The organism is Timaviella obliquedivisa GSE-PSE-MK23-08B, assembly GCA_019358855.1.
GTDB lineage: Bacteria > Cyanobacteriota > Cyanobacteriia > Elainellales > Elainellaceae > Timaviella > Timaviella obliquedivisa.
In genome coordinates, this window is record JAHHII010000006.1 from 98,696 (window position 1) to 124,460 (window position 25,765).

The 25,765-nt window shown below is 47.7% G+C and carries 20 protein-coding genes; 15 read left to right on the forward strand and 5 right to left on the reverse strand.

The features are described from left to right. The first annotated feature begins 10 nt into the window (after positions 1-10). The 6 genes from KME11_12920 to KME11_12945 all read left to right on the forward strand — a co-directional run bounded on the left by KME11_12920 (position 11) and on the right by KME11_12945 (position 6,810). Positions 11-445 carry a lasso peptide biosynthesis B2 protein gene (locus tag KME11_12920; protein ID MBW4516109.1) on the forward strand — a complete coding sequence of 145 codons (435 nt, stop codon included), beginning with the start codon at positions 11-13 and terminating at the stop codon, positions 443-445. Then, complete coding sequence (locus KME11_12925; GenBank protein ID MBW4516110.1) at positions 442-2,394, forward strand: lasso peptide isopeptide bond-forming cyclase; 1,953 nt, start codon at positions 442-444, stop codon at positions 2,392-2,394. Before KME11_12920 ends, KME11_12925 begins: the two co-directional genes overlap by 4 nt. A 180-nt stretch (positions 2,395-2,574) precedes the next feature. Then, positions 2,575-2,721, forward strand: coding sequence for a lasso RiPP family leader peptide-containing protein (locus KME11_12930; protein MBW4516111.1), 147 nt, complete (start codon positions 2,575-2,577; stop codon positions 2,719-2,721). Positions 2,722-2,800: 79 nt separating this feature from the next. Beyond that, positions 2,801-3,763 carry a hypothetical protein gene (locus KME11_12935; protein ID MBW4516112.1) on the forward strand — a complete coding sequence of 321 codons (963 nt, stop codon included), beginning with the start codon at positions 2,801-2,803 and terminating at the stop codon, positions 3,761-3,763. Between the two features lie 54 nt (positions 3,764-3,817). Continuing rightward, positions 3,818-5,665, forward strand: coding sequence for an ABC transporter ATP-binding protein/permease (locus tag KME11_12940; protein ID MBW4516113.1), 1,848 nt, complete (start codon positions 3,818-3,820; stop codon positions 5,663-5,665). A gap of 20 nt (positions 5,666-5,685) precedes the next feature. After that, positions 5,686-6,810 (forward strand): nucleotidyltransferase family protein, encoded by a 1,125-nt coding sequence (locus tag KME11_12945; GenBank protein MBW4516114.1) that lies wholly within the window; start codon positions 5,686-5,688, stop codon positions 6,808-6,810. Here the strand turns inward: KME11_12945 and KME11_12950 are convergent. Together KME11_12950 and fusA are read right to left on the reverse strand one after the other, a co-directional pair. Beyond that, entirely contained in the window at positions 6,807-7,169 is a 363-nt protein-coding gene (locus tag KME11_12950) for a hypothetical protein (protein ID MBW4516115.1), read from the reverse strand. The genes KME11_12945 and KME11_12950 overlap by 4 nt on opposite strands. A gap of 169 nt (positions 7,170-7,338) precedes the next feature. After that, a complete protein-coding gene (gene fusA, locus KME11_12955) occupies positions 7,339-9,432 on the reverse strand; it encodes an elongation factor G (protein MBW4516116.1) in 2,094 nt (697 codons plus the stop codon). Positions 9,433-9,803: 371 nt separating this feature from the next. Between fusA and KME11_12960 the strand changes: the two genes are divergently transcribed. Both KME11_12960 and pheT read left to right on the forward strand, forming a co-directional pair. Then, positions 9,804-11,237 (forward strand): phenylalanine--tRNA ligase subunit alpha, encoded by a 1,434-nt coding sequence (locus KME11_12960; GenBank protein ID MBW4516117.1) that lies wholly within the window; start codon positions 9,804-9,806, stop codon positions 11,235-11,237. A gap of 10 nt (positions 11,238-11,247) precedes the next feature. Further along, the gene (gene pheT, locus KME11_12965) at positions 11,248-12,894 is read left to right on the forward strand and encodes a phenylalanine--tRNA ligase subunit beta (protein MBW4516118.1); all 1,647 of its coding nucleotides are present in this window, start codon (positions 11,248-11,250) and stop codon (positions 12,892-12,894) included. On the opposite strand, the gene KME11_12970 is transcribed toward pheT, so the two are convergent. Continuing rightward, a complete protein-coding gene (locus KME11_12970) occupies positions 12,891-13,187 on the reverse strand; it encodes a hypothetical protein (protein MBW4516119.1) in 297 nt (98 codons plus the stop codon). The two genes, pheT and KME11_12970, sit on opposite strands and share 4 nt — an antisense overlap. Positions 13,188-13,431: 244 nt before the next feature. On the opposite strand from KME11_12970, the gene KME11_12975 reads away from it, so the two are divergent. The 5 genes from KME11_12975 to KME11_12995 all read left to right on the forward strand — a co-directional run bounded on the left by KME11_12975 (position 13,432) and on the right by KME11_12995 (position 22,115). Continuing rightward, the gene (locus KME11_12975; GenBank protein MBW4516120.1) at positions 13,432-14,712 is read left to right on the forward strand and encodes a Glu/Leu/Phe/Val dehydrogenase; all 1,281 of its coding nucleotides are present in this window, start codon (positions 13,432-13,434) and stop codon (positions 14,710-14,712) included. A 107-nt stretch (positions 14,713-14,819) separates the two neighbouring features. Beyond that, positions 14,820-15,128 carry a hypothetical protein gene (locus KME11_12980; GenBank protein MBW4516121.1) on the forward strand — a complete coding sequence of 103 codons (309 nt, stop codon included), beginning with the start codon at positions 14,820-14,822 and terminating at the stop codon, positions 15,126-15,128. Then, positions 15,121-18,879 carry a PAS domain S-box protein gene (locus KME11_12985; protein ID MBW4516122.1) on the forward strand — a complete coding sequence of 1,253 codons (3,759 nt, stop codon included), beginning with the start codon at positions 15,121-15,123 and terminating at the stop codon, positions 18,877-18,879. The genes KME11_12980 and KME11_12985 overlap by 8 nt, the downstream gene beginning before the upstream one ends. Positions 18,880-18,941: 62 nt before the next feature. After that, the gene (locus tag KME11_12990; GenBank protein ID MBW4516123.1) at positions 18,942-21,893 is read left to right on the forward strand and encodes a PAS domain-containing protein; all 2,952 of its coding nucleotides are present in this window, start codon (positions 18,942-18,944) and stop codon (positions 21,891-21,893) included. A gap of 3 nt (positions 21,894-21,896) precedes the next feature. Then, positions 21,897-22,115: a XisI protein gene (locus KME11_12995; GenBank protein MBW4516124.1), complete on the forward strand. Its 219-nt coding sequence runs from the start codon at positions 21,897-21,899 to the stop codon at positions 22,113-22,115. Positions 22,116-22,291: 176 nt separating this feature from the next. Here the strand turns inward: KME11_12995 and aroH are convergent, their stop codons facing one another. Both aroH and sppA read right to left on the reverse strand, forming a co-directional pair. Further along, positions 22,292-22,669 carry a chorismate mutase gene (aroH, locus tag KME11_13000; protein ID MBW4516125.1) on the reverse strand — a complete coding sequence of 126 codons (378 nt, stop codon included), beginning with the start codon at positions 22,667-22,669 and terminating at the stop codon, positions 22,292-22,294. 108 nt (positions 22,670-22,777) lie between these two features. Next, positions 22,778-23,617, reverse strand: a complete 840-nt coding sequence (gene sppA / locus KME11_13005; GenBank protein ID MBW4516126.1) for a signal peptide peptidase SppA — start codon at positions 23,615-23,617, stop codon at positions 22,778-22,780. Between the two features lie 217 nt (positions 23,618-23,834). Here sppA and KME11_13010 point away from each other — a divergent pair, with 217 nt between their 5' ends. Together KME11_13010 and KME11_13015 are read left to right on the forward strand one after the other, a co-directional pair. Next, a complete protein-coding gene (locus tag KME11_13010) occupies positions 23,835-24,656 on the forward strand; it encodes a Cof-type HAD-IIB family hydrolase (GenBank protein MBW4516127.1) in 822 nt (273 codons plus the stop codon). 104 nt (positions 24,657-24,760) lie between these two features. Further along, complete coding sequence (locus KME11_13015; GenBank protein MBW4516128.1) at positions 24,761-25,669, forward strand: alpha/beta hydrolase; 909 nt, start codon at positions 24,761-24,763, stop codon at positions 25,667-25,669. Positions 25,670-25,765 lie beyond the last annotated feature (96 nt).

Below are 25,765 nucleotides of genomic sequence, written 5' to 3' on the forward strand. Positions count from 1 at the left end.
TTTAGCTCAAATGTCGGGAAGCGATCGCCTTCACCTGCTCAACGCCTTTTTGCTGCTCTCATTAATTAGGCTAAGTTTATGGCTACTGCCCTTTCGGCTAGTGTTAAAGCTAGTTCAAAGGTTAAGCAATCCCTTGCAGATATCTCAAAAAGGCGGCTCACCAGTCTCACCTGACTACCCAATCAGCCACATTGTTTGGCGGGTGAATGTTAGCAGCCAGTACATGCCAGGAGGCGCAAAATGTCTTGCCCGTGCCCTAACAACCCAAGTGTTATTGCACCGACAAGGATATCTCCCGGATCTGCGCATTGGAGTCGCGAAAGCAGCAGCAGGGCAGTTAGAAGCCCATGCCTGGGTTGAGTATCAAGGTCGCGTCGTCATCGGTCAGTTAAAGGATCTCGCACGATATCTACCACTACCGTCTCTCGAAGGAGTCAAGTTATGAGTGGTATTTTGGGAATTTACAATCTTGATAATCAATCGGTAAAGCGTCAAGATTTAACACGAATGGCTGATATTTTAACCCATCGAGGTAGAGATGGGTCTGGAATTTGGCAGGAAGGGGCGATCGGGTTGGGGCATCGAATGCTATGGACAACACCAGAGTCGTTATTAGAACAATTGCCGCTTCAGAGTGACGGCTTAGTGCTGACCGCAGATGCACGAATTGATAATCGGGAGGAGTTAATTCAGTCACTAGAATTGAGAAACTTGCCTGTCGAAAAAATTACCGATAGCGATTTAATTCTTTCTGCATATCGACAATGGGGCGAAGATTGTGCGAAGTATTTGTTAGGAGATTTTGCATTCGCCATCTGGGATCAGAAAAATCAGCAATTGTTCTGCGCCCGTGACCATTTTGGAGTCAAGCCGTTTTACTACTACGCATCTAGCCAAACCTGGGTATTTGCATCTGAAATCAAGGCTCTGTTTGAAGTTGCAATAGTTCCTCAACATTTGAATGAAGAACGTGTTGCAGACTATCTTCTCACTCAATTCGACGATAAAGAAATTACATTTTATCAGGAAGTTTTGCGGCTTCCGCCTGCCCATTGTCTAACCGTTCGTTCAACGGGTGGTCAAGTCAATGCCTACTGGGCGCTCGACCCCGAACAGACCTTACAATTCGAGACTCCTGAGCAATATGCTCAAGAACTTCAAAGGATCTTTGCAGAAGCAGTTCGCTGTAGATTAAGAAGTGCTTTGCCAGTAGGGGCTATGTTGAGTGGAGGCTTAGATTCCTCTTCGATCGCTTGTATGGCAGGTCGTTTAATTGAGTCCGATCGCCATCTTTCTACGTTCTCAGCCATCTTTGATGATGTGCCTGAATGTGATGAACGCGCCTATATTAACCCTGTCCTTGAGCAAGGAAAATTTGATCCTCATTATGTGTACGGAGATCAGGTTAGTCCGCTGGTAGATATCGAACAAGTGCTTTGGCACCAAGATCAACCCCTTTTTGCCTACAACTTGTTTTTAAATTGGAGCCTCTACCGCGTTGCACAAGCTCACCATACTAGGGTTATCTTAGACGGATTTGATGGCGACAGCACCGTTTCCCATGGCACTAGCTATTTATTAGAACTTGCCCAAAGCTGTCTCTGGCTAAGGCTTTATCGAGAAATTCGAGGCCTGAACCAAAACTTTGATCAACAGTTTCGAGGAACATTTAAAACTTTGTTTTGGCGCTATGGCGTTCAACCCGTCATTGCAAAAATATTGCCCCTTCGGTTTCTGAAACGGGTTGGGAGGGCGATCGATCGCAAAATAAGTTCCTCCAAATTATCCAATACCTTATCCTGGACTCACGCAATCCATCCTAATTTTATTCAGCGCCTAAATCTAGAAGCCCGACGCAAAAATAAACCTATCCCGTTCCCCCAAAAATTATCACCCGCCAAAGCCGCACACTATTACAGCTTAGTTCGAGGTGTCATGCCTTACACCCTAGAAGTGCTAGATCATGCGGCAGCAGCATTTTCAATTGAACTTCGATTTCCTTTTTGGGATAAACGACTGGTTGAGTTTTGTCTGGCAATTCCACCTGAGCAAAAAATGGAACAAGGCTGGACAAGAATGATCATGCGTCGAGCCATGGCAGGAATTCTGCCTGATGCCGTGCAGTGGCGACGCGGTAAGGCAAACTTGGGTTCAAGCTTTACGTATGGTCTATTAACCTACGAAAGAGAACGACTAACAGAACTCTTTTTGAATACTTCTCAGGACAGTTCTACCTATCTCAATCAAACAAACTTACAACACTCCTGTGAACGTTTTATAAACAGTAATTCTCAGGAAAATGATATATCTAGCCTCTGGCAGGCATTGAGTTTATCTCTGTGGATGAAGGAAAAAGGATTTGGATGTAACGTTGCAGACGTAACGGAGGCGTGACAAGAACCGACTTAGATCATACATCTAGAACTCAAATGGCTATTCTGTCGGTTGAGAATTCAAAAACAACCGACAGCCCAGCTATTTTGGAATTACTTTTTATCGAAGATAGTTCCCAATGGCTGTATTGATGAACCCGACCAGGTTCTGTTAAGTCAACCTAAATTTAAGGAGAAAGTCATGTCTTCTAATCGTCTCTATGTCAAGCCTGAACTAACTGTTCATGGCAATGTTGAAACCATCACCCAACAGGGTGGCTTTAGCAACACAGATGTTCCTGCTGGTACTCCCGTAGGCCCCGCTGGTGTTGTAACAGTTGCTTCTTAGTAAGCGCTAACCTGTCGAGGCTTAAGCTTAGGCGAACAGCCTCGACAGACTTCTTTAGGTTCTTAAAATCTTCAGTTCTATGAAAATTAATCTACCCGATCGCGTCTTGGCTACAACATCCACCTCTAAAACAGCACCCGCTCAACCGTCGTTTTTTTATACGGCGTATGGCATTAATATTTGTTCTGATATTCTGTTGCCAGAATTAGTTGTGAGCGCTAACCCTCAGGTAGATGCGATCGTTCAGTTTGGGGTACTGTCTAGCCCACTCGATCATTCAAGTGCCCATAGTTTTCAAATGACTCCCGATGGCATGTATTTATTCTGGCAGGAGATCGGCACATTTTTAATTCGTAATGGTAAAGAAATTATCATCGATCCGCTCCCAGAAGCCGATGAAAGTCGGTTACGGTTGTTTATTTTAGGAGCAGCCATGGGTGTGCTGCTGCATCAACGGGGGCATTTTATTTTACATGCCAGCGCTGTTGCTATTCATGGAGCAGCGGTTGTATTTACAGGCGACAAAGGCTGGGGCAAATCTACGATCGCCGCTGCTCTTTGTCAGCGCGGGCATCGGCTTCTAGCAGATGATGTTGTAGCACTTACCGCCAGTGATTCAGAGCAGCAGGTTATCCCAGCCTTCCCTCAACTCAAACTATGGCTAGATGCTGTGACTTTTCTTGGAAATCATCCTGATGACTTTCCGCCCCTCGTTCCTCATTTAGATAAACGAGATTGTCGGCTGACTGAAGAATTCATTAATACCGTCGTTCCACTTCAGCACATTTTTGTACTCGGTCGGGGAGACAAAGTTGAAATTCAGCGAATGCCACCCCAAGAAGTTTTACTTTACTTAATGCGGAATTCTTACATTACTCGCTTTGGTGAAGAATTGCTAAAGAGCGATCGCGCTACTCATTTTTTGAAACTAACTCAACTCTCTCAACAAGTTGCTATTTGGCGGTTATTACGCCCTAACAATTTATCTCAACTCACAGAGACAGCCGAGTTCATAGAGGCACACATTGCGTTTAATTGCTAGATATTTTGTGCAATGTAATGAACGGTAAGAGATCATGATCAGGAGTGTTCTACAATGTTTGTCAATAATATTAAACGTTATGCTGCTCAGATCTCTTACTTTCCTAGAACATTTCGTCTAATCTGGTCTGCATCAAAGCATTGGACTATTATTTGGAGTGTCCTGCTCGTTATTCAAGGTATTTTACCCGCCGTTACTGTTTATTTGACTCGCACCTTGGTCAACCAATTGCTAGTAGCGGTGGGTTCAGGGGTTTCTTGGGAAAGCGTACAAGTGATTTTGCTTCCGGCAACACTCATGGCGATCGTCATCCTGATGACGGAAGTGCTGCAAGGCGTTAGCGAATGGGTGCGAACTGCTCAATCTGATCTCGTGCAAGATTATATTAGCGGACTGGTTCATCAGCAGTCGGTTCGCATTGACTACGGTTGCTACGAATCTTCTGACTACAATGATCGCCTTGAGCAAGCCCGTGAAGGAGCCACGACACGACCGCTTGCATTGTTGGAAAACGCAGGCAGTCTGGTTCAAAATATCATTACCCTGCTGGCAATGGCAGCGATTTTGCTCCCCTATGGTCAATGGTTGCCCATCCTTCTGTTTATTAGCGCCCTCCCTGCTTTTTATGTCGCCCTCCGGCTCAATATCCGACAGTACCAATGGTCGCAGCGGACAACGATCGATCGCCGCCGGTTGCACTACTACGATTCTCTACTAACAAATAGTTGGGTAGCCGCCGAACTGCGCCTCTTCAATTTTGGCTCTTTTTTTCAAACTGCCTATCAGCGTCTACGGCAACGGCTGCGTCGTGAAACCATGACCCTTCTACGCGACCAAACCCTAAGCCGCTTGATGGCAGGGGCGATCGCTTTGGTGATCGCGGCTGGAACCATGACCTGGATGGGTCGCCAAGTCCTGCTCGGTCTAGTCACGCTAGGTGATTTAGCACTTTTTTATCAGGCCTTTAACAAAGGGCAACTCATCATTAAATCGTTGCTAGGCAACCTGGGGCAAATCTACAAAAATAGCTTATTTATTAGTAATTTGTTTGAGTTTTTAGAACTTAGCCCTGAAATTACCGATCCGCCTCAGCCTCTCGCCGTTCCTTCCCCACTTAAAAAAAGCGTCACCTTTCGCCAAGTAACCTTTCAATATCCTGGCAGCCAAGACGCAACCCTGGAAGATTTTAATCTCACCATTCCATCTGGCAAGATTGTTGCCATTGTCGGCGACAACGGTGCAGGTAAAAGTACGCTCATTAAACTTCTCTGTCGTTTTTATGATCCTCAAGCTGGTGGCATTGAACTGGATGGGATTGACCTACGTTCATTTTCAGTCGCAGACCTGCGCAGTATGATCACAGTTCTGTTTCAAAATCCCATCCCCTACTACGTCACTGCCGCCGAAAGCTTAGCCCTGGGAGATTTATCCACAACGCCCAGCCCTGCTGAAATAGAACGAGCCGCCAAAGATGCAGGCATTCATGACAAAATTACGCGTTTACCTCAAGGCTATGGTTCCTTACTCGGAAAATGGTTCCCAGGGGGCAGCGATCTGAGCGGCGGTGAATGGCAACGCCTTGCCTTGGCACGAGCCTTTTTACGGCGGGCGCAGTTAATTATTTTAGATGAACCGACTAGCGCCATGGATCCTTGGGCTGAGTTTGATTGGTTAGAGCGGTTTCGGACTTTAGCCAATGGACGCACCGCGATCGTCATTACTCATCGCTTTACGTTAGCCATGCGGGCTGATGTAATTCATGTGATGCGTGCCGGAAAAATTGTGGAATCAGGAAACCATGATGAACTGCTTGCCCAAGACGGACTGTATGCCCAGTCTTGGAAAACTCAAATGCAAACTTCTTCGGTTGCACCCCAGCAGCCTATTGCAAAATTCACCTAACGCTGAACATTCACCCGATTATGAAAACCCTATCTCCCTCTCTTCGTCAGCCAAAAGCCAGTATTCGTCCCGAAAACGAACTCATGTTTTGCTGTGCGCGTGTTCAAGTTGAGCCGCAAACCTCTCAACGAATTCAAGCCCTTATTCAACAAAATCTCGACTGGCAAGCAGTGATTCAACTGGCTTATCGACATGGTGTCATGCCACTGCTGTATAAAAATCTCCATGCCATCTCCCCTCAAGCAATGCCTGGGGCAGATTTTGAACAATTACGCCATTTATTTAAAGCCAACACGCAACGCAGTTTACTGTTGGCGGGAGAACTCGTCAAAATTTTAACTCTGTTCAATCAGCATCAGATTGCAGCTGTGCCATACAAAGGGCCCGTTTTAGCCAATGCGGTATACGGGGGTGTAGCGTTTCGGCAATATTTTGACTTAGATATTGTAGTGCAGCAGCAAGACGTATTACCCGCTAAGTTACTGCTTATTGAACAGGGATATATCCCCAAAGATAAGATGAATGAACTAGAAGAAGAAGCGTTTTTACAATCACGAGATGAACATAACTACACCTTAATTCATACCGATAAAAGAATAGCAGTAGAACTTCACTGGCGAATTACACCGCGATCGACTTCAGTCATTGAACCTAAGCACTTTTGGGAACGGCTAGAACCTGATCTGTTTGCAGGCACTCAAATTGCCAATTTATCTCTTGAAGAATGGCTGCCTATTCTTTGTGTTCACGGTTCTCGCCATCGCTGGGAACGCTTAACTTGGCTATGCGATATTGCTGAAATTATGCGACTTCGCCCCGAGCTAGATTGGGATGCAGTCATAGCCCGATCGCAAATTCTGGTGTGTCAACGGATGTTATTTTTGGGTGTGCTGCTGGCTCACCGTTTGCTTGATGCGCCTCTACCGATCGCCATTTTACAAAGAATGCAGACCCATTCAGAAGTAGTGACACTGGTGAATAGCACCTACCAGCAGCTTTTATCCGAAACCAAAGTATCAGATCAATTTTTAGGCAAAACGATTTACCAAATCCGGGTCAGCGATCGCTTTCAGGAAAGGGCGATCTACCTGCAATCTTTTTTACAATGGCTGATTAATCCTGATAAAAGAGTTGTGCATCATTAAGAGCTTTGAATCGGTTGGCGGTGAAGGCAGCGATCGCACGAGCCTTCTGGATTAATGGCGCATCGCAGCAGTTCCGATCGGGCATTGTACAAACAGGTCACATCACCAATAACCCAATAGCCATTCACTAAGCTCATGTCTGCTGGAGCATCAAACTTTTGAACGTAGAGAGCAACTTTACTCATTTGGTAACGCCCTGCCTTGAGATGATAATGATGCCGCCGCTCTAAAACCAGGTACGTTTGACCCTCAAATTCTAAATAGCCTCCGGGCTGAAGGTTTCCCTGTAACGATAGGTGACCCAGAACCGAATGGGAATGGCTGAAAATAATTTCTGCGGATAGAGAACTTAGCTCCATAAGCGGATTAAGTATTCAACATTTTGAGAAAACCGAATCACGATATAAATAAAATCTAGTTCCCCTGCCCCTTTAGGGAAGGGGTTAGGGGTTAGGTTTCGCCAACGCAGATAGAGACCTCTCCCCAAACCCCTCTCCTAAAGGAAAGGGGTTTTGAGCAAGGTAGCTGTTAGGAGGCGGCGGCTGCCTGACGCTCTTTCGCTTCCTTAATCACCTCTTCAGCAATGTTGCTAGGACAAGGTGAATAGTGCGAGAACGACATTGAGAACTGTCCACGCCCAGAAGTCATGGTGCGCAAATCGCCAATGTAGCCAAACATTTCACTGAGCGGCACATCAGCTTTAATGCGCGCACCCGTTTGTCCAGTCTCTTGAGATTTCATCATGCCTCGGCGGCGGTTAAGGTCACCAATTACGTCGCCCATGTAGTCATCAGGGGTAAAAACATCGACGTTCATAATCGGTTCTAGAAGCTGCGGCCCAGCTTTAGGCATGGTTTGACGGTAAGCAGCTTTAGCAGCAATTTCAAAAGCGATCGCCGATGAGTCAACCGGGTGAAAGCCACCTTCTGTCAGCGTGAACTTCAAGTCCATGCAAGGAAATCCTGCCAACACGCCCTTATCAATACAACTCTCGAAGCCTTTTTGCACCGCCGGCCAGTATTCTCTAGGAACGCTGCCCCCCGTCACTTTCGACTCAAACAAGAAGCCTGTCCCCGGTTCACCCGGTTCCAAAATGTAGTTGATTTTAGCGTACTGACCGGAACCACCCGACTGCTTTTTGTGGACATAGCCATCTTCGAGGCGCTTCGTAATCGACTCGCGGTAAGCAACCTGCGGTTCGCCCACTTCCACCTCAACGCCGTGGGTGCGCTTGAGAATATCCACCTTAATATCCAGGTGCAACTCGCCCATGCCTTTCAGAATGGTTTCGCCGCTCTCCTCATCCGTCATCATGTGGAACGAGGGATCTTCCTGCACCATTTTGGTCAGCGCTGCGCCCATCTTTTCTTCGCCGCCTTTCACCTTCGGCTTCACCGAAATTGAAATCACGGGTTCTGGGAAAACCATGGGTTCTAGCGTTGCCGGATTTTTGGGATCACAAATGGTATGCCCGGTGCGAACGTTTTTCATACCCACGATCGCCACAATATCGCCCGCCTGTGCCGACTCAATTTCTTCGCGAGAGTTGGCGTGCATTTCTACCAAACGGCTGATTCGCTCGGTTTTGCCTGTAGCAGTGTTCAGCACCGTATCGCCTTTAGAAAGCGTGCCAGAGTAAAGGCGAGTAAAGGTCAATGCGCCAAAGCGATCGTCCATAATCTTAAATGCCAATGCCCGCAGCGGCTTCTCAGGATCAACAATGGCAAACGCCCCAGTTTCATTTCCTTCCAAATCCACCTCAGGCTGAGGGAGAACTTCCATAGGGTTAGGCAAATAATCCACAACGGCATCCAGCACCAACTGCACGCCCTTGTTTTTGAACGACGAACCGCAATAGGTCGGGAAAAACTTCAGGTCGCGAGTGCCCTTCCGAATACACCGCTTGATATCTTCCAGGCTAGGCTCTTCGCCTTCCAAATACTGTTCCATGACAGCATCATCTTGCTCAACCGCCATCTCGATCAGTTGTTCGCGGTAAGTTTCGACTATTTCAGCCATGTCAGCCGGAACATCGGTAATGGTGTATCCTAACGGATCGCCCGAATCATCCCAAATCCAGGCTTTCCGAGTCAGCAAATCGACCATGCCACTGAACTTTTCTTCAATGCCGATCGGCAATACCATGACCAACGGCTTCGCGGCTAGGATTTGATCAACCTGCTTGACGACGCGGTAAAAGTCAGCACCCGTGCGATCGAGCTTATTGATGTAAATCAAGCGCGCCACTTTAGAATCGTTGGCATAGCGCCAGTTCGTTTCAGACTGAGGCTCAACGCCGCCAGAGCCACAGAAAACCCCAACCCCACCATCCAGTACCTTCAGGGAGCGGTAAACTTCAATGGTGAAATCGACGTGACCGGGAGTATCAATAATGTTCAGTTGATGCTCGTTCCAAAAGCAGGTGGTGGCAGCCGACTGAATGGTGATGCCGCGCTCTTGCTCTTGCGCCATGAAGTCTGTTGTTGCTGCGCCCTCGTGAACCTCACCGATTTTGTGGATTTTTCCGGTTAGCTTCAAGATTCTTTCAGTGGTGGTGGTTTTGCCAGCATCAACGTGAGCGAAGATGCCGATATTTCGATAGCGAGTAAGATCTTTCATAATTGCTCTGTTAGATTAAATGCAACAAACTGTTGGCGACCACCTGCAAGTGTCACGTAGAGGAAATCTGCTCTCAAAGCTAGTCCAGACTAGATTTTAATTCCTCAGAACTAAAATTTTTGCTTTTAGCTTGGGCAGCATGACTACATTACTAATTGTAAAGTGTGGCAGGTATAAAGGTTAAAGTAGTCTAGAAGATTGGGTATCTTGGTCAGCCAAAATATTTTTTGACCGTCTAAAAACACGCATAAATCACTCCAAACTGTCCACGCTAAGCTGCCCACCCCTATCGTCATGATCCAAAGTGCCTAACTGATTCTAGCGAGAGAACGGCAAATGGTGTTAAGAGGATATTTGAAAAGTATGAGAATGCCATGCTGAACGTAGATAGAAATCAACTGACTGGCAAGCAACGTCAAGTTGTGCAGCTTTTACAACAGCAGTTGCAAATTCCTAGCTTGCAAGGCTTTTGTCAGCAGCACGACTTGGACTTTAATTTTGTTAAAGGTTTTTTGTTAGGTGGAACGCTAGATCGGTGGGTGCAAGTTCAAGCTTTACCCAACGAAACTTGGGTGCTAACTCCTAAGGGAGAAAGCGGCGAGGTGATGGGGTTTCCTTTAGCCGAAAAACTCTTGCAAGGGTGCAATCGACTGGAGCTACTCCAAACCCAACTAGGATATGCTTTTAGACTTCATTACGGGGCGCTGCGGAAAGAAAATGCCGTAGATATGGGAATGCACGCTGGCAGCAAGGTCGTTGAGATTCTCGATCGCACGGTTTTAGAAAACTTTCAGCAGCGACAGGCAGCCTTGCAAAATTTAACCCATGCCAACTCTAGCGATCGCCACTGGTTAGCCGAACAAGGTTTGATCACGCAGTCAGAAGAACTGGATTACGCGCTGGCGATCGCCCCCACCCTACAAGATTTAGTCATTAAGCCCCTCGTCACGAACCTCACCACAGACCTGTTAATTTCAGGCAAATGGCAAGACGTAGAACTCAAGCCCTACAACATCCACGACGATGTTCCTGACATTGCCTATGGTCGAGCTACGCTGCTGACTCAGTGCATCCAGCGAATTCGCAATATTTTTCTCGGCATGGGTTTTGATGAAATGTCAGGATGCATTGTCGAGTCGGCGTTCTGGAATTTTGACGTACTGTTTACGCCCCAAGACCACCCCGCCCGCGAAATCCAGGACACCTTTTACTTAGCCAATCCTGGCACGTTGCCGCTGCCCGATCGCCAGCTTGTTGAGCAAGTAAAACAAGTGCATGAACAAAGCTATGGCGATGAATGGACAGAAGCAGAGGCTAGTAAAGCGATCTTGCGGGCACACACCACCCCATCAACCGCTCGGCGTTTGTATCAAGCCCAGGGGCAAAACGGAAAATACTTTTCCATTGATAAAGTATTCAGAAACGAAAACGTCGATCGCACCCATCTAGCCGAATTTCACCAAATTGAAGGCGTAGTCATTGGCGAACTTTTGAGCGTTCGCACCCTGATTGGCTACCTGACTTACTTTTATGAACAGCTTGGCTTCCAGCAGCTTAAGTTTAAGCCGACCTACAATCCCTACACCGAGCCTTCGCTAGAAGTGTATGCCTACCACCCTCCCAGCCAAAAATATTTAGAGGTCGGCAACTCAGGCTTATTCCGCCCCGAAATGCTGGAGCCGTTGGGCTGTGGCGGCAAATCCACGATCGCTTGGGGATTAGGGCTAGAGCGAATCGCGATGATTTTGTACGACGTAGACAAGTTATCAAACCTCGTTGGCCCCGATATTAGCTTGCATTCTCCCTAAAAAAACTCCTATGCCCACAGTTTCGTTCTCTTTAGAATATTTACAGCGGTTAACCTTGATAACGCCAAAACAGCTTGAGCAACAGGCGTTTAACTATGGCTTGGAGGCAACGCTGCACCCCCATACCCTAGAGGTAGAAGTCACTGCCGATCGCCCCGACCTGTTGGCAGCAGAAGGATTTGCTCGTGCTGTCAATATCTACAATGGCAGTGTGCGCGCTGCTTCGCAGATACCGCCAGGGTCGCTCCCCGCAGCTTTAGAAGATTCTGGACGGATGGTTCAGGTTGATTCGTCAGTGCGATCGCTGCGTCCGTTTATTGGTGCATTAATTATTGAGCAAGTGGACTTAGGACAGGCAGGGTTAGATGCATTAATCCAATTTCAGGAAAAAATAACGCAAACCTTTGGGCGACATCGCAAAAAGATTGCAGTTGGGGTGTATGACTTATCTGCCATCACTGGAACCATTGAATACACCACTGCCCACAAAGATACTTTGTCATTTGTGCCGATCCATAGTGACTCTGCCCTCACCGCCAGAGAGATTTTGGCTGAGCATCCTACCGGAAAACTCTATGCCCACACGTTGCCCGAAGGTGATTTTGTACCGGTTCTACGCGATTCTACAGGTCAGGTTTTATCGATGCCGCCTATCATTAACGCCAATGGTGTCGGTAACGTCACGCCTGATGCGCACAGTTTGTTCATTGACGTGACTGGAACCAGTGCAAAAGCTGTTACCGAAGTTGTTAATATTCTGGCGCACAATTTCTTAGACTGCGGGGCACAAGTTAAAACTGTAACGATCGTCTCGGCAGACGGGCAAAGCATTACACCCGATTTACAGCCAAGGGCGATCGCTTTTTCTGCCCGTTTTCTCAACGAAATGGTCGGCACTAACATTGCCAAAAAAGATCTGCATACTTATCTTTCTCGTATGGGTTTAGAAACCACCGGAACCAACGTGATTCTGGTGCCTACCTATCGCACTGACATTTTTAGTCAGATCGATATTGCTGGAGATTTAATGGTCGCAGTAGGGTTAGAAAATCTTAAAGCCGACTTAGGCGTAATCCGGTTTCATACAGGCACCGCCGATCCGCTCAAAGAACTGAGTCATACCGTCGGAGATTGGGCGCAGCGCATGGGCTTAATGGAGGTCAAAAGCTTTATCTTGACCGACCCAGAAATGCTAACGTTATTTTCACCCCATGCCATCCAAACTGAAAACGCTAAGAGCCGCAGTTATAGCGCTGCCCGCACTACTTTACAAGCAGGGTTATTAGAGATCCTCTCGCGCAATATTAGCGCGCCCAAGCCTATTAATCTCTACGAAATTGGGGAAGTGCTGCACGGGTCAGACACCGGAGAAGTATACGAAACGCTGTACTGGAGTTTTGCTAGTCTCGATTCTAGGGCTTCTTTTACCACTGCAAAATCCTATATTCAAACCCTGCTAAAGGCGTTAGAAACCCCTTACGAGTTAGTGGCTTGCCAAGAGCCGCGCTACATTCCCCATCGAGCCGCAACAGTGCAGGTCAAGGGGCGCAGCATCGGGCATTTTGGTGAGATTAACCCCAATATTCTGGAGTATTTTTCCTTCCCCGAACCCGTTTGTTCGGGCGAGTTAGATTGTCGGTGGCTAAGCTTGATCTAGTCTTTAGCTGCCATGAGAGAAATAATCCAAACAATGACTCCCGCGTAGAGAATCTGAGACAGAAACAGGTCATTGTCTGGATCAGTCAACACTGCTGTCGTAGATTCAGGAATTCGATCGAGCACAGAGTCGGATGCAGATTGGGCAAAAGCCCGATCGCCCTGAGAGATATACAATGGATCGCCCCACCCAACGCCCAAAAGTAAGATAAGCTGTCCTAACAAAATCTGCTTCCAAGTGGTGCTTCCTAGCCGTCGAAAATACGCTTGAACATTACAAATACGGGTAAGCATTACGACTTCCTTCAAGTGGTAGATATTCAAGTGGTAGATATTGACCGATCGAATGCACACCCCGATAAGTCAGCCTTTCCAGACTCCGCAACCCTCGTAAATATACTGATACTATAGCGAAGACTTAGCTTGCTTGCTTTTTGTAACAGTTAAACCCAGTTTTTTAAATCTGTAGCTTTAAATACATTTCAATAGAGTAAAGACCGCTTCCCCCTGCCAACGATCGCGCCGATCGTGATGCCTTATGCTTTCTCTCCTTTCTGATGCGAACCAAAGACTCGAAAAAGCGCTTCGCTATGTCTCCATCCCAGAAGATGCGATCGAGCGCCTTAAGTTTCCCAAAGCTAGCCTCACCGTCTCGATTCCCGTACGAATGGACGATGGATCGTTAAAAGTATTTCAAGGCTACCGCGTTCGCTATGACGACAGCCGAGGGCCTACCAAAGGCGGCATTCGCTTCCATCCCAGCGTCAATTTAGATGAAGTACAGTCTCTCGCATTTTGGATGACCTTTAAGTGTGCAGCGCTCAATATTCCGTTTGGAGGCGCTAAGGGCGGCATTACCTTAAACCCTAAAGAGCTATCTCGGTTTGAACTAGAAAGTTTGAGCCGGGGATATATCAATGCGCTCGCCGACTTTATCGGTCCCGACATCGACATTCCTGCCCCCGACGTATACACCAACGCCATGATTATGGGCTGGATGATGGATCAGTACAGTATTATTCAACGCCAAATTATTCCGGGTGTGGTGACAGGCAAGCCTATCTCCATGGGAGGGAGTTTGGGCAGAGAAACCGCAACCGCCATGGGGGCTTTTTTTACGATTCAAACGCTTTTGCCAAAATTTGGACAGGCTCCCCAAGGAACGACTGTTGCGATTCAGGGCTTTGGCAACGCAGGGGCTGTATTAGCTGAACTGCTATTTAAGGCAGGCTACAAAGTTGTTGCGGTCAGCGACTCCCAAGGCGGTATCTATGCCCCCCAAGGACTGGATATTCCTAGCGTTCGGCAATCTAAAGATGCGACGCGCAGCATCAAAGCCATTTACTGCAAAGGGAGTGTTTGTAACTCGGTAGAACATTCTGTGATTACGAATGCAGAGTTGTTAGAACTAAAAGTTGATGTGCTGATTCCGGCTGCCCTAGAAAATCAAATTACGCCTGCCAACGCCCATTCAATTAAAGCGGCGTATATCTTTGAAGTTGCGAATGGTCCTGTCACTTCTGAAGCGGATTCAATTTTGGCAGAAAAAGGCATCCAGGTAATTCCCGATATTCTGGTGAATGCTGGAGGTGTGACAGTGAGTTACTTTGAATGGGTGCAAAATAAAAGCGGCTTCTATTGGAGTTTGGAAGAAGTTAACCAACGGCTGCAAGATAAAATGACGGAGGAAACTGAGTGGATTTGGGAAACTGCGCAAGATTTGGCGATCGATTTGCGTACCGCTGCCTACGTCCATGCCTTAAGTCGCTTGGCTGATTCAATCCGGGCTAGAGGAACGCGCGAGGACTATATCAAATAATTTGGCTTAGAGTATTTCTCTAGCTGTCATCCCTCTCAAGATAGATAGTCATTTCGACGGGGCTGATTGAAAATTGTTGAGAAGAAGGACTTTACAAACCGAGGGGTATGGCTTTTCATCAAGCTTGTGCTGATATAAGACAGCCTGCGATCGGTTCCCTGATTCGGAAACTCCGACAAACCTTGAAGCTGGCTCAAGAGGAATTTTCGGCTCAAATCTTTTCGGCTCAAATTGGAGTTACTTTCCTGATGATCGATCGTTGGGATGATGGACACGCCCTACCCTCGCCCCTAACGCTTAAGCAAATTGATAGCTTGCTGAAGCAGTCAAATCAGTCGCCAGATTTAGCCCTGCGTAAACTGAGTCAAGAACTGCAAGTAAAATATTTTTTGCAAAGGAAGAGCAAGAATGAGTGAGGAGCAAAAAGCAGTCTCTGAAACCAGTTTTGTCAGCAACGGCGAGATAGGAGCATTAATTCGATCGCTCGACTGGTCACAAACACCATTAGGAGCTACCGAAACCTGGTCGCAAAGCCTCAAAGACACCATACAAATTCTGTCTACAGAACTCGATCGGGCTAAGCATCAGCAGCAACAACCAGCGCCAGTAGCCCAGCAGAATGAAGCCCAGCAGAATGAAGCCCAGCAGAATGAAATAGATACCCTGCTGGCGAAAATTAGTAACGGATTTTATCATCTCGATCGCCATTGGTGTTTTACCGCTGTTAACGCTCGCCTCTGCGAAATTGTGGGAATGGAGCGTGAAGCAATCATCGGGCATAGTATTTGGGAATTGTTTGCTGATCTGGTCGATACCCAGTTTGATACCGAACTACGACGATCGCTGAACGAGCAAATTCCTACTCATTTCGAGTATTTTTACCAGCCTTGGAATCGCTGGTATGAACACTGGGTTTACCCTTCGTTGGATGGATTAACCATCTTTGGAGCCGACATTACTGCGCGGATGAGCGTTGAAGCAGAACTCCCCACTCAAAGCCAACTGCTCGAAACGGTCGTGAACTACTTGCCCAGTAGCGTGGCGATCGTCCGGGGACAGGATCTGACTTTTCAATTTGTTAAGCCCATGTACCAGGCGATCGCACCGGGCAAACAAATGGTGGGCAGAACGATCCAGGAAGTATGGCCCGAAACGCAGCCACTTTTTGCTGAGCGCTGCCGCCGCGTTTTAGAGACAGGCGAACCCTATTATGCTGTTGATGAAGTCTTCGACATGAGACGCGCAGACGGCGAGCCGCTTGAGACTGCCTCCTTCAACTGGTCAATGCACCCCATTATCCTACCCAGTGAAACCGAGCAGGGCATTTTAATCACAATTTGGGAGACGACTGACCACAAGCGGGTTGAGGAGGAATTGCGACAAAGCAACGATCGCTTTCATACCGCCATGCAAGCCGTCGAAGGCATAGTGTTTGAGTGGAACTTACAAACGCAAACGGTCTACCGATCAGAAGGATTGTTTCAGCTAATTGGAATTCGGGCAGAAGAAGCGTTGCCAACGGCAGAATGGTGGATGGAACGGCTACATCCTGATGATGTTAAACGAATGGAGCCAGAGCTTTCGGCAATTATGACAAGTGCCGATCGCTATGAGGGCGAATATCGCGTTCGTCATGAGGCGGGTCACTGGGTAGACGTATGGGAGCGAGGCTATTTGCAGCGCAATCCTCTGGGTGAAGTGATTAGAGTTGTCGGTTTTACAACGGATATTAGCGATCGCAAGCGAGCCGAAGCTGCCCTCCAAGAAAGTAAAATGCGGCTCGACTTTTCGTTAGAAGCGGCTCAGTTTGGGGACTGGGATCTAGACCTGAGAACTCACCAGGCTCATCGCTCTTTAAAGCACGATCAAATTTTTGGCTATGAGTCTCTTTTACCCGAATGGACTTATGAAATGTTTCTGGAACACGTGTTGCCAGAGGAGCGGGAAACCGTTGATCAGCATTACCGCATTGCTTTAGAGAACAACGAACCCTGGAACATTGAGTGCCGGATCTGTCGGGCAGACCAACAAGTGAGATGGATTTGGGTGCTGGGATACGTTTACTTTAATCCGCAGGGAGAGGCGATCCGCATGGTGGGGCTGGTTTCAGATATTAGCGATCGCAAGCAATCTGAGGCAGCGCTCCGTGAAAGTGAATCGCAATTCCGCCTCATTGTTGATAGTGCCAAAGAGTACGCTATTTTCACAATAAACTTGCAGGGCTATATCACGAAATGGAACTCTGGGGCAGAGCGGCTGTTGGGCTATTCCGAAGCAGAGGCGATCGGGTGTAAGGGTGAAATTATCTTTACCCCCGAAGACAACGAACAGGAACGAGCCGCATACGAAATACGAACCGCTTTAACCGAAGGACGGGCAGAAAATGAACGTTGGCACCTTCGCAAAAATGGAAGCCGCTTTTGGGCAAGTGGATTGATGATGCCCCTCCTGGATGAGACAAATACTCCGCAAGGCGTTGTCAAAATATTGCAAGACAAGACTGCGCAGCGACAGGCAAGCGAACGACTGCAATTGTTATATGAAACAACCCGCGATCTACTTTCGACAGATCAGCCCTTAGCGTTGATACAAAATTTATTTAGTAAACTCTCAGTGCAACTCGATCTGCACTGTTATTACAACTTTATGGTGGAAGAAAAAGACAATCAGCTAATGCTCCATCTCAGAAATTATGATGGCATTTCTGAGGAAGCCGCTCAGGAACTAGAATGGATTCACTTTGGCGAGTATCTCTGTGGGATGGCAGCCCAAGAGCGGCGGCAAGTGATCTTTAACGAAGCCCAACTGAAGACTCATCCCAATGCTCAAGTCGTCTATGCCATGGGTGTCAAAGCTTATGCTGGGCAACCCTTGATTACCCATGGGCGGCTGCTCGGAACGCTCTCTTTTGCTAGCCGAACTCGAACCTGTTTTATGCCAGCAGAAATTGAACTATTGCAATCAACCTGTGATCAGATCGCGATCGCCATTGAACGCACTAATTTAACTCATTCACTGCAACAGCAAGCCGAGCAACTTAGACAAGCGAACCGGATTAAAGATGAATTTTTAGCAGTCCTGTCGCACGAATTGCGATCGCCTCTCAACCCCATTCTAGGTTGGTCAAAGCTGCTGCAAAGCGGTAGTTTAAGCCCCGCAAAGACGGCTCAAGCCCTGACCACGATTGAGCGAAACGCTAAACTGCAAGCTGAACTGATCGAAGACTTGCTAGATGTCTCTCGTATTTTGCAAGGCAAGCTTCGTCTCAATGTGAGTGCAGTCAATTTAGCCCCAATCATTGAAGCGGCGATCGAAACGGTGCATTTAGCCGCAGAAGCCAAGTCTATTGCCATGGAAGCAACGCTTGATTTTCAGGCGGGTCAGGTTTCTGGTGATGCGACTCGCTTACAGCAAGTTGTCTGGAACCTGCTGTCGAATGCGGTTAAGTTTACGCCCACGGGCGGACACGTTACTGTACAGTTAGCGCAAGTGGAAAACCAGGCTCAGATGACCATTAGCGACACTGGAAAGGGAATTCCCCCTAACTTTTTGCCCTATGTATTTGACTATTTTCGGCAGGAAGATGGTGCTACCACTCGCCAGTTCGGCGGATTAGGACTCGGACTGGCGATCGTTCGTCATCTGGTTGAGCTCCATGGAGGCACAGTTCAGGTGACCAGCCCAGGCGAAGGGTTGGGAGCAACTTTTACCGTAAAACTACCGACAATGCCTGTCTCTTCTGCTATGACCGTCAATCGGCGGTCTTCTGAACCATCGCTTGACTTAAATGGCATTCGGGTCTTAGTCATTGATGATGAAACCGACTCGCGTGAGTTTGTCGCCTTTGTCCTAGAGCAGGCAGGTGCCAGGGTAACAACTGCTACTACAGCCAGTGAGGGATTCGCCATACTAACGCAATCTCAGCCCGATGTGCTGCTCAGCGATATTGGGATGCCCGACATGGATGGATATATGCTGATGCAACAAGTTAGGCTGCTGCCACCCGAGCAAGGGGGAAATGTTTTAGCGATCGCCCTCACTGCCTATGCCGGAGACTTTAACCAGCAGCAAGCCCTACAAGCCGGGTTTCAGCAACATTTGGCAAAGCCCATAGAGCCGGAGGCATTAATCAGAGGCATTGCTAATTTGATCAACAGCATTACGTAGAACCCGCGTTGATCGGTTATCGTTTTATTACACAACCCGATCCCATTGCTCGGCTGGTTAATATGTCTAGTTTGTCGCCCGAAAAACCTTTGACCCTATCTGTGCCCACCAACGAGGCAGAGCGATTGGCAGCACTCTACCGCTACCGAATTCTTGATACCCCGCCAGAAGCAGCGTTCGATCGCATCACTGCCTTAGCAGTAAGATTGTTTGATACTCCTGTTGCCCTCGTTTCTCTAGTCGATAAATCCAGAGCTTGGTTCAAGTCTTGCATTGGCTTTAGCAACCACGAAGTTCCACGGGAAAGTGCGCCTTGTAGCTTTGCTGTGTTGAAAGATGTTCCCTTAATCGTTCTCGACACGCTGCAAGACGATCGCTTTGCCTGTACACCCCTTGTTCAAGATGAACCTGGTGTACGGTTCTATGCAGGGGCACCTCTCCTCACTCACGACGGCTTTAACCTAGGAACCCTGTGTGTGGTTGACACCCGACCTCACGATTCTATGAGTCTTGAGCAGCAAGCGACTTTGGTTGATTTAGCAGCAATGGTTGTAGACGAGCTAGAACTTCGCTTGGCAGCCTACCAAATTGCCCAGGTAGATACAGCTTTATTAGAGGTTACCAAAGGCATTGCAACGGTTACGGGCGAGGCTTTTTTTCAAGCTCTAACGCAACACTTTAGCAAAGTTTTAGGCACTGATTATATTTACATTGGTCTAGTCGAAGGCGATGTCAACGTCATGATGAGACCGATCGCCACTTGTGCTCATGGTCAAATGATTGATCACCCAGCGTGTCCATTGCCAGGTAGCCCTTGCGAAGAAGTGGTTAAGCAACGGACAATTTGTTGCTATCCCAGTGGAGTTCAAGCTGTATTTCCCAATGTGCCACTGCTCAAATTGCTAGATGTTGAAAGCTATATGGGCACTCCGTTCTTTGATTCTAAGGGCACTCTCTTAGGAGTATTAGGCGTAATGCATGGGAAACCCCTAGAGAATATTCAACTGGCACAAACTTTGCTGTCACTCTTTGCGCCTCGCATTTCTACTGAACTCGAACGTCAGCAAACAGAGGTAGAACTCCGTCAGGCAGCAGAACGAATGAGCGCTGCCCAACATTGTGCCAAAGCAGGCTTGTGGAGTTGGGATATCATCACCAACGAAGTCTACTGGTCGCCCGAATACTACACTTTATGGAGCATCAGCCCCAATATTTCTGCGGCTTACGACACTTGGTTAAATGCAATCGTCGAGGAAGACCGCGATCGCGTTCGTCAGCATATTCAAGCCGCAGTAGCACAGCAACAACCCATTCAGGTTGAATATCGCTACCTCCATCCAGAACGCGGTTTATGTTGGTTTATGTCAATTGGCAACACGCTTTACAGTGCTGAGAATCAACCGCTGCGGGCAACCGGGATCTCCCTAGATGTTACCGATCGCAAGCAAGTTGAAGAAGAACTGCTGCAAAAGAATGCCATCTTGAACGTTATTAATGAGTCAGCACCTACGCCAATTTTTGTTAAAGATCGACAAGGACGGATTATTTATGGCAACCCAGCGACATTTGAGGTGTTGGGAAAATCCGCATCTGAGGTGATTGGCTTTCGAGATGGCGATCTCTTTCCAGACCTCGAAGATGCTGCCAGAGTGATGGCAAACGATCAGCGGATTATGGAAGCTGGACAAACCGAGGTCGTTGAAGAATCTCCTGATGGCGTTCGGACATTTTTGGGCATGAAATCTCCTTACCGGAATAAGTCTGGAGAAGTAATAGGATTAATTGGCATCGCCAGTGATATTAGCGATCGCGTGCAGCTTGAACGCGATCGTGAACGTGTTTTGCAACAAGAACAAGCCGCGCGTGAATCAGCCGAAACCGCCAATCGGATCAAAGATGAATTTTTGGCGGTACTGTCCCATGAACTGCGATCGCCGCTCAACCCTATTTTGGGTTGGACTAAACTATTGCAAAGCGGCAACCTAGATCAAGAGAAAACGGCTCATGCGCTAGAAACCATTGAGCGCAACGTCAAGCTACAGTCCGAACTCATCGAAGATTTACTGGATGTTTCGCGGATTTTACAAAGCAAGCTCAGTCTCAATATATCGTCTGTCAACTTAGGCTTAACCATTGAAGCAGCGATCGAAACCGTCAGTTTGGCAGCCCAAACCAAATCCATTAAAATCAACACCACATTAGATCCTGAAATAGGGCAAGTTCTAGGAGATGCTAGCCGCTTACAGCAGATTGTCTGGAACTTGGTTTCTAATGCAGTCAAATTTACACCGGAAGGGGGGCGCATTGAAGTGCGTTTAACCCGCTTTGATCATCAGGCTCAGATTACTGTAACAGATACCGGAAAAGGCATTACCGCCGAGTTCTTACCCCATGTCTTCGACTACTTCCGTCAAGAGGATAGCGCCACTACTCGTCGGTTTGGCGGGTTGGGGTTGGGGTTGGCGATCGTGCGTCACCTGGTTGAACTGCACGGCGGTACTGTTCAAGTCACTAGCCCTGGTGAAGATCAGGGTACAACTTTTACGGTCAGCATACCGTTAGCCGAGAGTGCTAACGGGCAAGGTGTTGAGTCACAAAAAACTTTCTCCGCACGAACTAACAAAAACTCGCTTTTAGGCATTCGAGTGCTGGTTGTCGATGATGAGCCGGATATGCGGGATGTTATTGCTTTCTCGCTAGAGCAATCGGGTGCAGAGGTCATTGCGGTTGGGACTGCAATGAAAGCGTTAGAAGCTCTAGCTCAGTTTCAGCCAGACATCCTAGTGAGCGATGTGGGTATGCCAGATATGGATGGCTATATGTTAATGCAGAGAATTAGAGCCTTAAATTCAGAGCAGGGTGGGCAAGTTAAGGCGATCGCCCTGACTGCCTATGCCGCCGAGTTTGACCAAAACCAAGCTCTACAAGCGGGTTTTCAACAGCACCTCGCAAAACCTGTAGAACCAGAGGTTTTGGTCAGGGCGATCGTCAGGTTATTTAAAAGTAATGCCTGAGGCATGAGTCAAACTCATCATTTACAGGGCTGTTTAATCTATGTAGAAATGGTGCAAGGTAAAGTTTGGGTACAGCGTGATGAGACGGAAAATAGCGTGACCAATGACCTACTTGCCGCAGGAACCTCCAAAGAGGCGATCGTTTTAGGATTTCACGAGCCGGCATTGCTGAATCAAAACATGAATCCTTCAAGGTCCCTTGCCTTTAGAAGAGGGATTTAGGGAGAGGTCTGTCTCGCTGCGTTGTCGAAACCTAACCCCTAGCCCCTTCCCTGCGAGGGCAGGGGAACATGATTTTCATATCGCAATTCAGCAGCGCCCACGAGCCTTCGGTACGAAACTATACAGAGTTTGCAGTCGCTTAAACATAAAAAATACGAAGCGCTAGAAAGGCTGGCTCAATCAACTCGCGCTCCAATTTCTGCCATACTCCAATCGGGGCGCAGGTGTCTGGCATGTCTCAGATAAGGATGGTGAATTTTTACTAGCACCGGAGTATTAATGTGAATTAAAAATCGAATGCAGCGGACTAAACTGCCTTCGACGTGCATTTGTTGGACATCTAGCAGCGGCACATTTTGCCAATGAGGACGCTCACGAGCGATCGCCGCCGGAAAAATTGCGTCTAAATCATGAGTTGCTGAGAAAGTGGCGCTAATGATGTCATCGGGGTCAATCGAATTGTGGGATTCTAGCTCATCTAATAATTCTTTAACAGCTTCTCGAATTGCCTGAACCGAATTTTCTGGGACAGTCGTTGCCCCCCGAATTGCCATCACTCGCCAGCCCACGGTCAAATCCTCCAATTGTTACGAAAAGGACGTTCACTTAAAAACAAACAGCCTAGTTTACTTAGAAATCAACATGGCTCTAGGCTAAAATCGCTAGGGTCGATAGAGCCAGAGCGGTAATCCGCTGGTAGACAGTTCAAATTCTAACCAGTCTGCTCCTGATTTTAGCCCCGGAGAATTGCTCAATCCGAAAGCCAATTGACTTCGACCAGGCAAAAAGCGACTGGCAAAACTTTTGGGTTCTTCTAAAGTGAAACACTGTGTCTTCTCAGGGTCAAGACCTGCTAGTTCAGCCACCCATCGACGTGCGTCTTCTTCAGAACCCAAGCGATCGACCACTCCCAGTTCTAGCGCCTGTTGCCCCGTAAAAATTCGGCCATCGGCAAAGCTTTTGACCACTTCTACTGCCAGATTTCTGCCCTCGGCAACCGTTTGGACAAACTGCTGGTAGCTCACATCAATCAGTTCTTGCAGAATGCTTTGTTCAGGGGCAGTTAGCTCTCGGTCAAACGAAAGAATATCTTTATAGGGGCCAGACTTGATCACCTTGAAAGACACGCCAACTTTTTCCAGCAAGCGTTCCAGGTTATTGCCCCGCAGAATTACGCCAATGCTGCCCGTAATCGTTCCAGGGTTTGCCACAATATGTTCGGCTCCTACACCAATGTAGACCCCACCCGAGGCAGAAATATTGCCAAAACTGGCAACAATTTTAATTTTTTCGCGCAATCGCTTCAGGGCGCTATAAATTTCTTGCGAGTCTCCAACGGTACCACCAGGGCTGTCAATTCGTAGTAACAGTGCCGGAAATTTTCGTTCTTCAATTGTCTTCAGAGCCTCTAGAACTCGTTTGCGGGTGGCAGCACCGATCGCCCCCGTAATTTCAATGCGAGCAATTTGTTTGCGGTATCGAGGTTTAAAAGGCCAAACCATGTTGCGTGAACCTATAAAAAGTCTTTAAACCATCCAGTTTACCGAATCGCCGGGTAGATCGCGCAATCCCCCCCAGGGGGTAGGCGTTCCATATCTATTCATGTGTCATCTATCCAGGCTTCATCTATCCATGCCTCATTTACGATACAGCCACAAAAGCATAGCAAGTGATAGGGTGATGGAGGCTGTTGGGAGAAAGAGCTACTGGGAGAAAACTATGGGAAACGACATTCGGCTCATCGTTGTAGATTTAGATGGCACAACCGTTGGTGCCACAAATCAAATTCAACCCGCTGTTATACAAGCGGTTCAGGCAGCACAGGCAAAAGGTGTGAAGGTCGCGATCGCCACAGGACGCATGTACCGTTCTGCCCTTCGCTTTCACCAAGAGCTCGGTTCTACAATGCCCTTAATGAGCTATCAAGGCGCGTTCATCAAAGATCCGATGACCGAAAAAGTTCACCAAAACCTGACGGTTTCTAGCCTTGGAGCAGAGCAGCTTTTAGACTATTTTGAGCATCCTGATCTGCGGCACAAAATTTCAGTGCATTTCTACATCAACGACGAGCTATACGTGCGCGAAATAACAGACGGCACAAAAGACTACATTCAGCGCTCCCTGATTCAACCCATTCCAGTCGGAGATTTGCGCAAAACCCTAGCAACGGAACCCACCAAAATTTTGGCATTGTGCGATGACCCAGCCCTGATTGATGAACTGCTGCTAGGCTTGCAAGTTCGCTACTCTCCCGAAGAGTTTTACTTCACCAAATCTGTTGCAACCTTTCTAGAGGCAACCCATCCCCAGGTCAATAAAGGCGCTGCCGTTCGCTACATTGCAGAGAAAATGATGGGTCTACATCCTGATCAAGTGATGACACTAGGCGATAACTTTAATGACCTAGAAATGCTTCAATACGCGGGAGTGGGTGTGGCAATGGGTGATGCACCCGAAGCAGTCAAGGCGGCAGCAAATTGGGTTGCGCCTACTGTGGCAGAGAATGGAGCAGCTCTGGCGATCGCCAAATTTGTCCTTTAGCACTCGGTTAAGCCAGCTATTTAGCTGTTACAAACAATATCAATTACTCAGCAACAAGTTTGCTAAACTGCAAGCAAATGTTGATCGTTGTTTAATGTTCCAACATGTTCCAACCTCCTGGTTTTTCCCAACATAGCATCGTCACTAGTTTAGGCTCACTGGTCTACTACACTGCTGACACAGCACCCTGGCGATCGTCCCATGAAGCCACAGAAAAGCGATCGACCTTAGTATTTTTGCACGGCTTTGGCGGAGGTTCCTCGGCATACGAGTGGTCGAAGGTTTATCCAGCATTTGCCTTCGAGTACCGGATCTTGGCGCCCGACTTATTGGGCTGGGGGCGATCGGAACACCTCCAACGAAACTATCAAGTCGAAGATTATCTGGTAACGCTGCGAGAGTTTTTAGAGCAAACCTGCGCTGGAGAACCTGTAACGGTTGTTGCATCATCGCTGACAGCAGGCTTTGTGATTCGGGTGGCGATCGCGCATCCCCATTTGTTTAAATCCCTGATTCTTTGCGCACCTTCAGGTGTGGCAGATTTTGGTAAAGACTACAAGAGCAATTTTTTTGCCAAGCTGGTCAGCATTCCCATCTTTGACCGATTTTTTTACAGTGCAGCGATCGCCACTCACTCCGGTATTCGCGGATTTTTATCGAATCGTCAGTTTGCTCGCCCTAATCGGATCTCTCAGGAAATAGTCGATGCTTACCTCACTTCTGCCCAACTTCCCCATGCCGAGTTGACTGCACTTTCCTTTGTACGCGGCGATTTATGCTTTGATTTAGCAGAGTTTATGCCGCAATTGACTACCCCTACCGCCATCATTTGGGGCAAGCAGTCTCAGCTGACTGACTACACCATTGGCGAAAAGCTGGCGAAGCTCAACCCGCAAGCCGTTCGATTTTTAGAAATTTTAGAAGATGTCGGATTAACGCCTCAGTTAGAGTTGCCTGCTGTCATGATTGGAATGGTTCAAAAATTTCTGGACGAACTAGGGGAAGGAAGTTAAGGGAGTTGCATGAAGATAAAACCCCAGTGGGATGCTTTGACTTTTCAGCCCCCTAAATCCCCCATTTTGGGGGACTTCCGAACCTTTCAAAGTCCC

Excerpts from the sequence above, each read along its gene's own strand:
- sppA (MBW4516126.1), bottom strand. The coding sequence starts at position 23,617 with ATGGTTTGGCCTTTTAAACCTCGATACCGCAAACAAATTGCTCGCATT.
- pheT (MBW4516118.1), top strand. The coding sequence starts at position 11,248 with ATGCCCACAGTTTCGTTCTCTTTAGAATATTTACAGCGGTTAACCTTG.
- KME11_12980 (MBW4516121.1), top strand. The coding sequence starts at position 14,820 with ATGGCTTTTCATCAAGCTTGTGCTGATATAAGACAGCCTGCGATCGGT.
- KME11_12930 (MBW4516111.1), top strand. The coding sequence starts at position 2,575 with ATGTCTTCTAATCGTCTCTATGTCAAGCCTGAACTAACTGTTCATGGC.
- KME11_12940 (MBW4516113.1), top strand. The coding sequence starts at position 3,818 with ATGTTTGTCAATAATATTAAACGTTATGCTGCTCAGATCTCTTACTTT.
- KME11_12945 (MBW4516114.1), top strand. The coding sequence starts at position 5,686 with ATGAAAACCCTATCTCCCTCTCTTCGTCAGCCAAAAGCCAGTATTCGT.
- KME11_12950 (MBW4516115.1), bottom strand. The coding sequence starts at position 7,169 with ATGGAGCTAAGTTCTCTATCCGCAGAAATTATTTTCAGCCATTCCCAT.
- KME11_12975 (MBW4516120.1), top strand. The coding sequence starts at position 13,432 with ATGCTTTCTCTCCTTTCTGATGCGAACCAAAGACTCGAAAAAGCGCTT.
- KME11_12995 (MBW4516124.1), top strand. The coding sequence starts at position 21,897 with ATGAGTCAAACTCATCATTTACAGGGCTGTTTAATCTATGTAGAAATG.
- KME11_12985 (MBW4516122.1), top strand. The coding sequence starts at position 15,121 with ATGAGTGAGGAGCAAAAAGCAGTCTCTGAAACCAGTTTTGTCAGCAAC.
- KME11_12970 (MBW4516119.1), bottom strand. The coding sequence starts at position 13,187 with ATGCTTACCCGTATTTGTAATGTTCAAGCGTATTTTCGACGGCTAGGA.
- KME11_12960 (MBW4516117.1), top strand. The coding sequence starts at position 9,804 with ATGCTGAACGTAGATAGAAATCAACTGACTGGCAAGCAACGTCAAGTT.
- KME11_12920 (MBW4516109.1), top strand. The coding sequence starts at position 11 with ATGTCGGGAAGCGATCGCCTTCACCTGCTCAACGCCTTTTTGCTGCTC.
- KME11_12935 (MBW4516112.1), top strand. The coding sequence starts at position 2,801 with ATGAAAATTAATCTACCCGATCGCGTCTTGGCTACAACATCCACCTCT.
- KME11_12990 (MBW4516123.1), top strand. The coding sequence starts at position 18,942 with ATGTCTAGTTTGTCGCCCGAAAAACCTTTGACCCTATCTGTGCCCACC.
- KME11_12925 (MBW4516110.1), top strand. The coding sequence starts at position 442 with ATGAGTGGTATTTTGGGAATTTACAATCTTGATAATCAATCGGTAAAG.
- KME11_13015 (MBW4516128.1), top strand. The coding sequence starts at position 24,761 with ATGTTCCAACCTCCTGGTTTTTCCCAACATAGCATCGTCACTAGTTTA.
- aroH (MBW4516125.1), bottom strand. The coding sequence starts at position 22,669 with ATGGCAATTCGGGGGGCAACGACTGTCCCAGAAAATTCGGTTCAGGCA.
- KME11_13010 (MBW4516127.1), top strand. The coding sequence starts at position 23,835 with ATGGGAAACGACATTCGGCTCATCGTTGTAGATTTAGATGGCACAACC.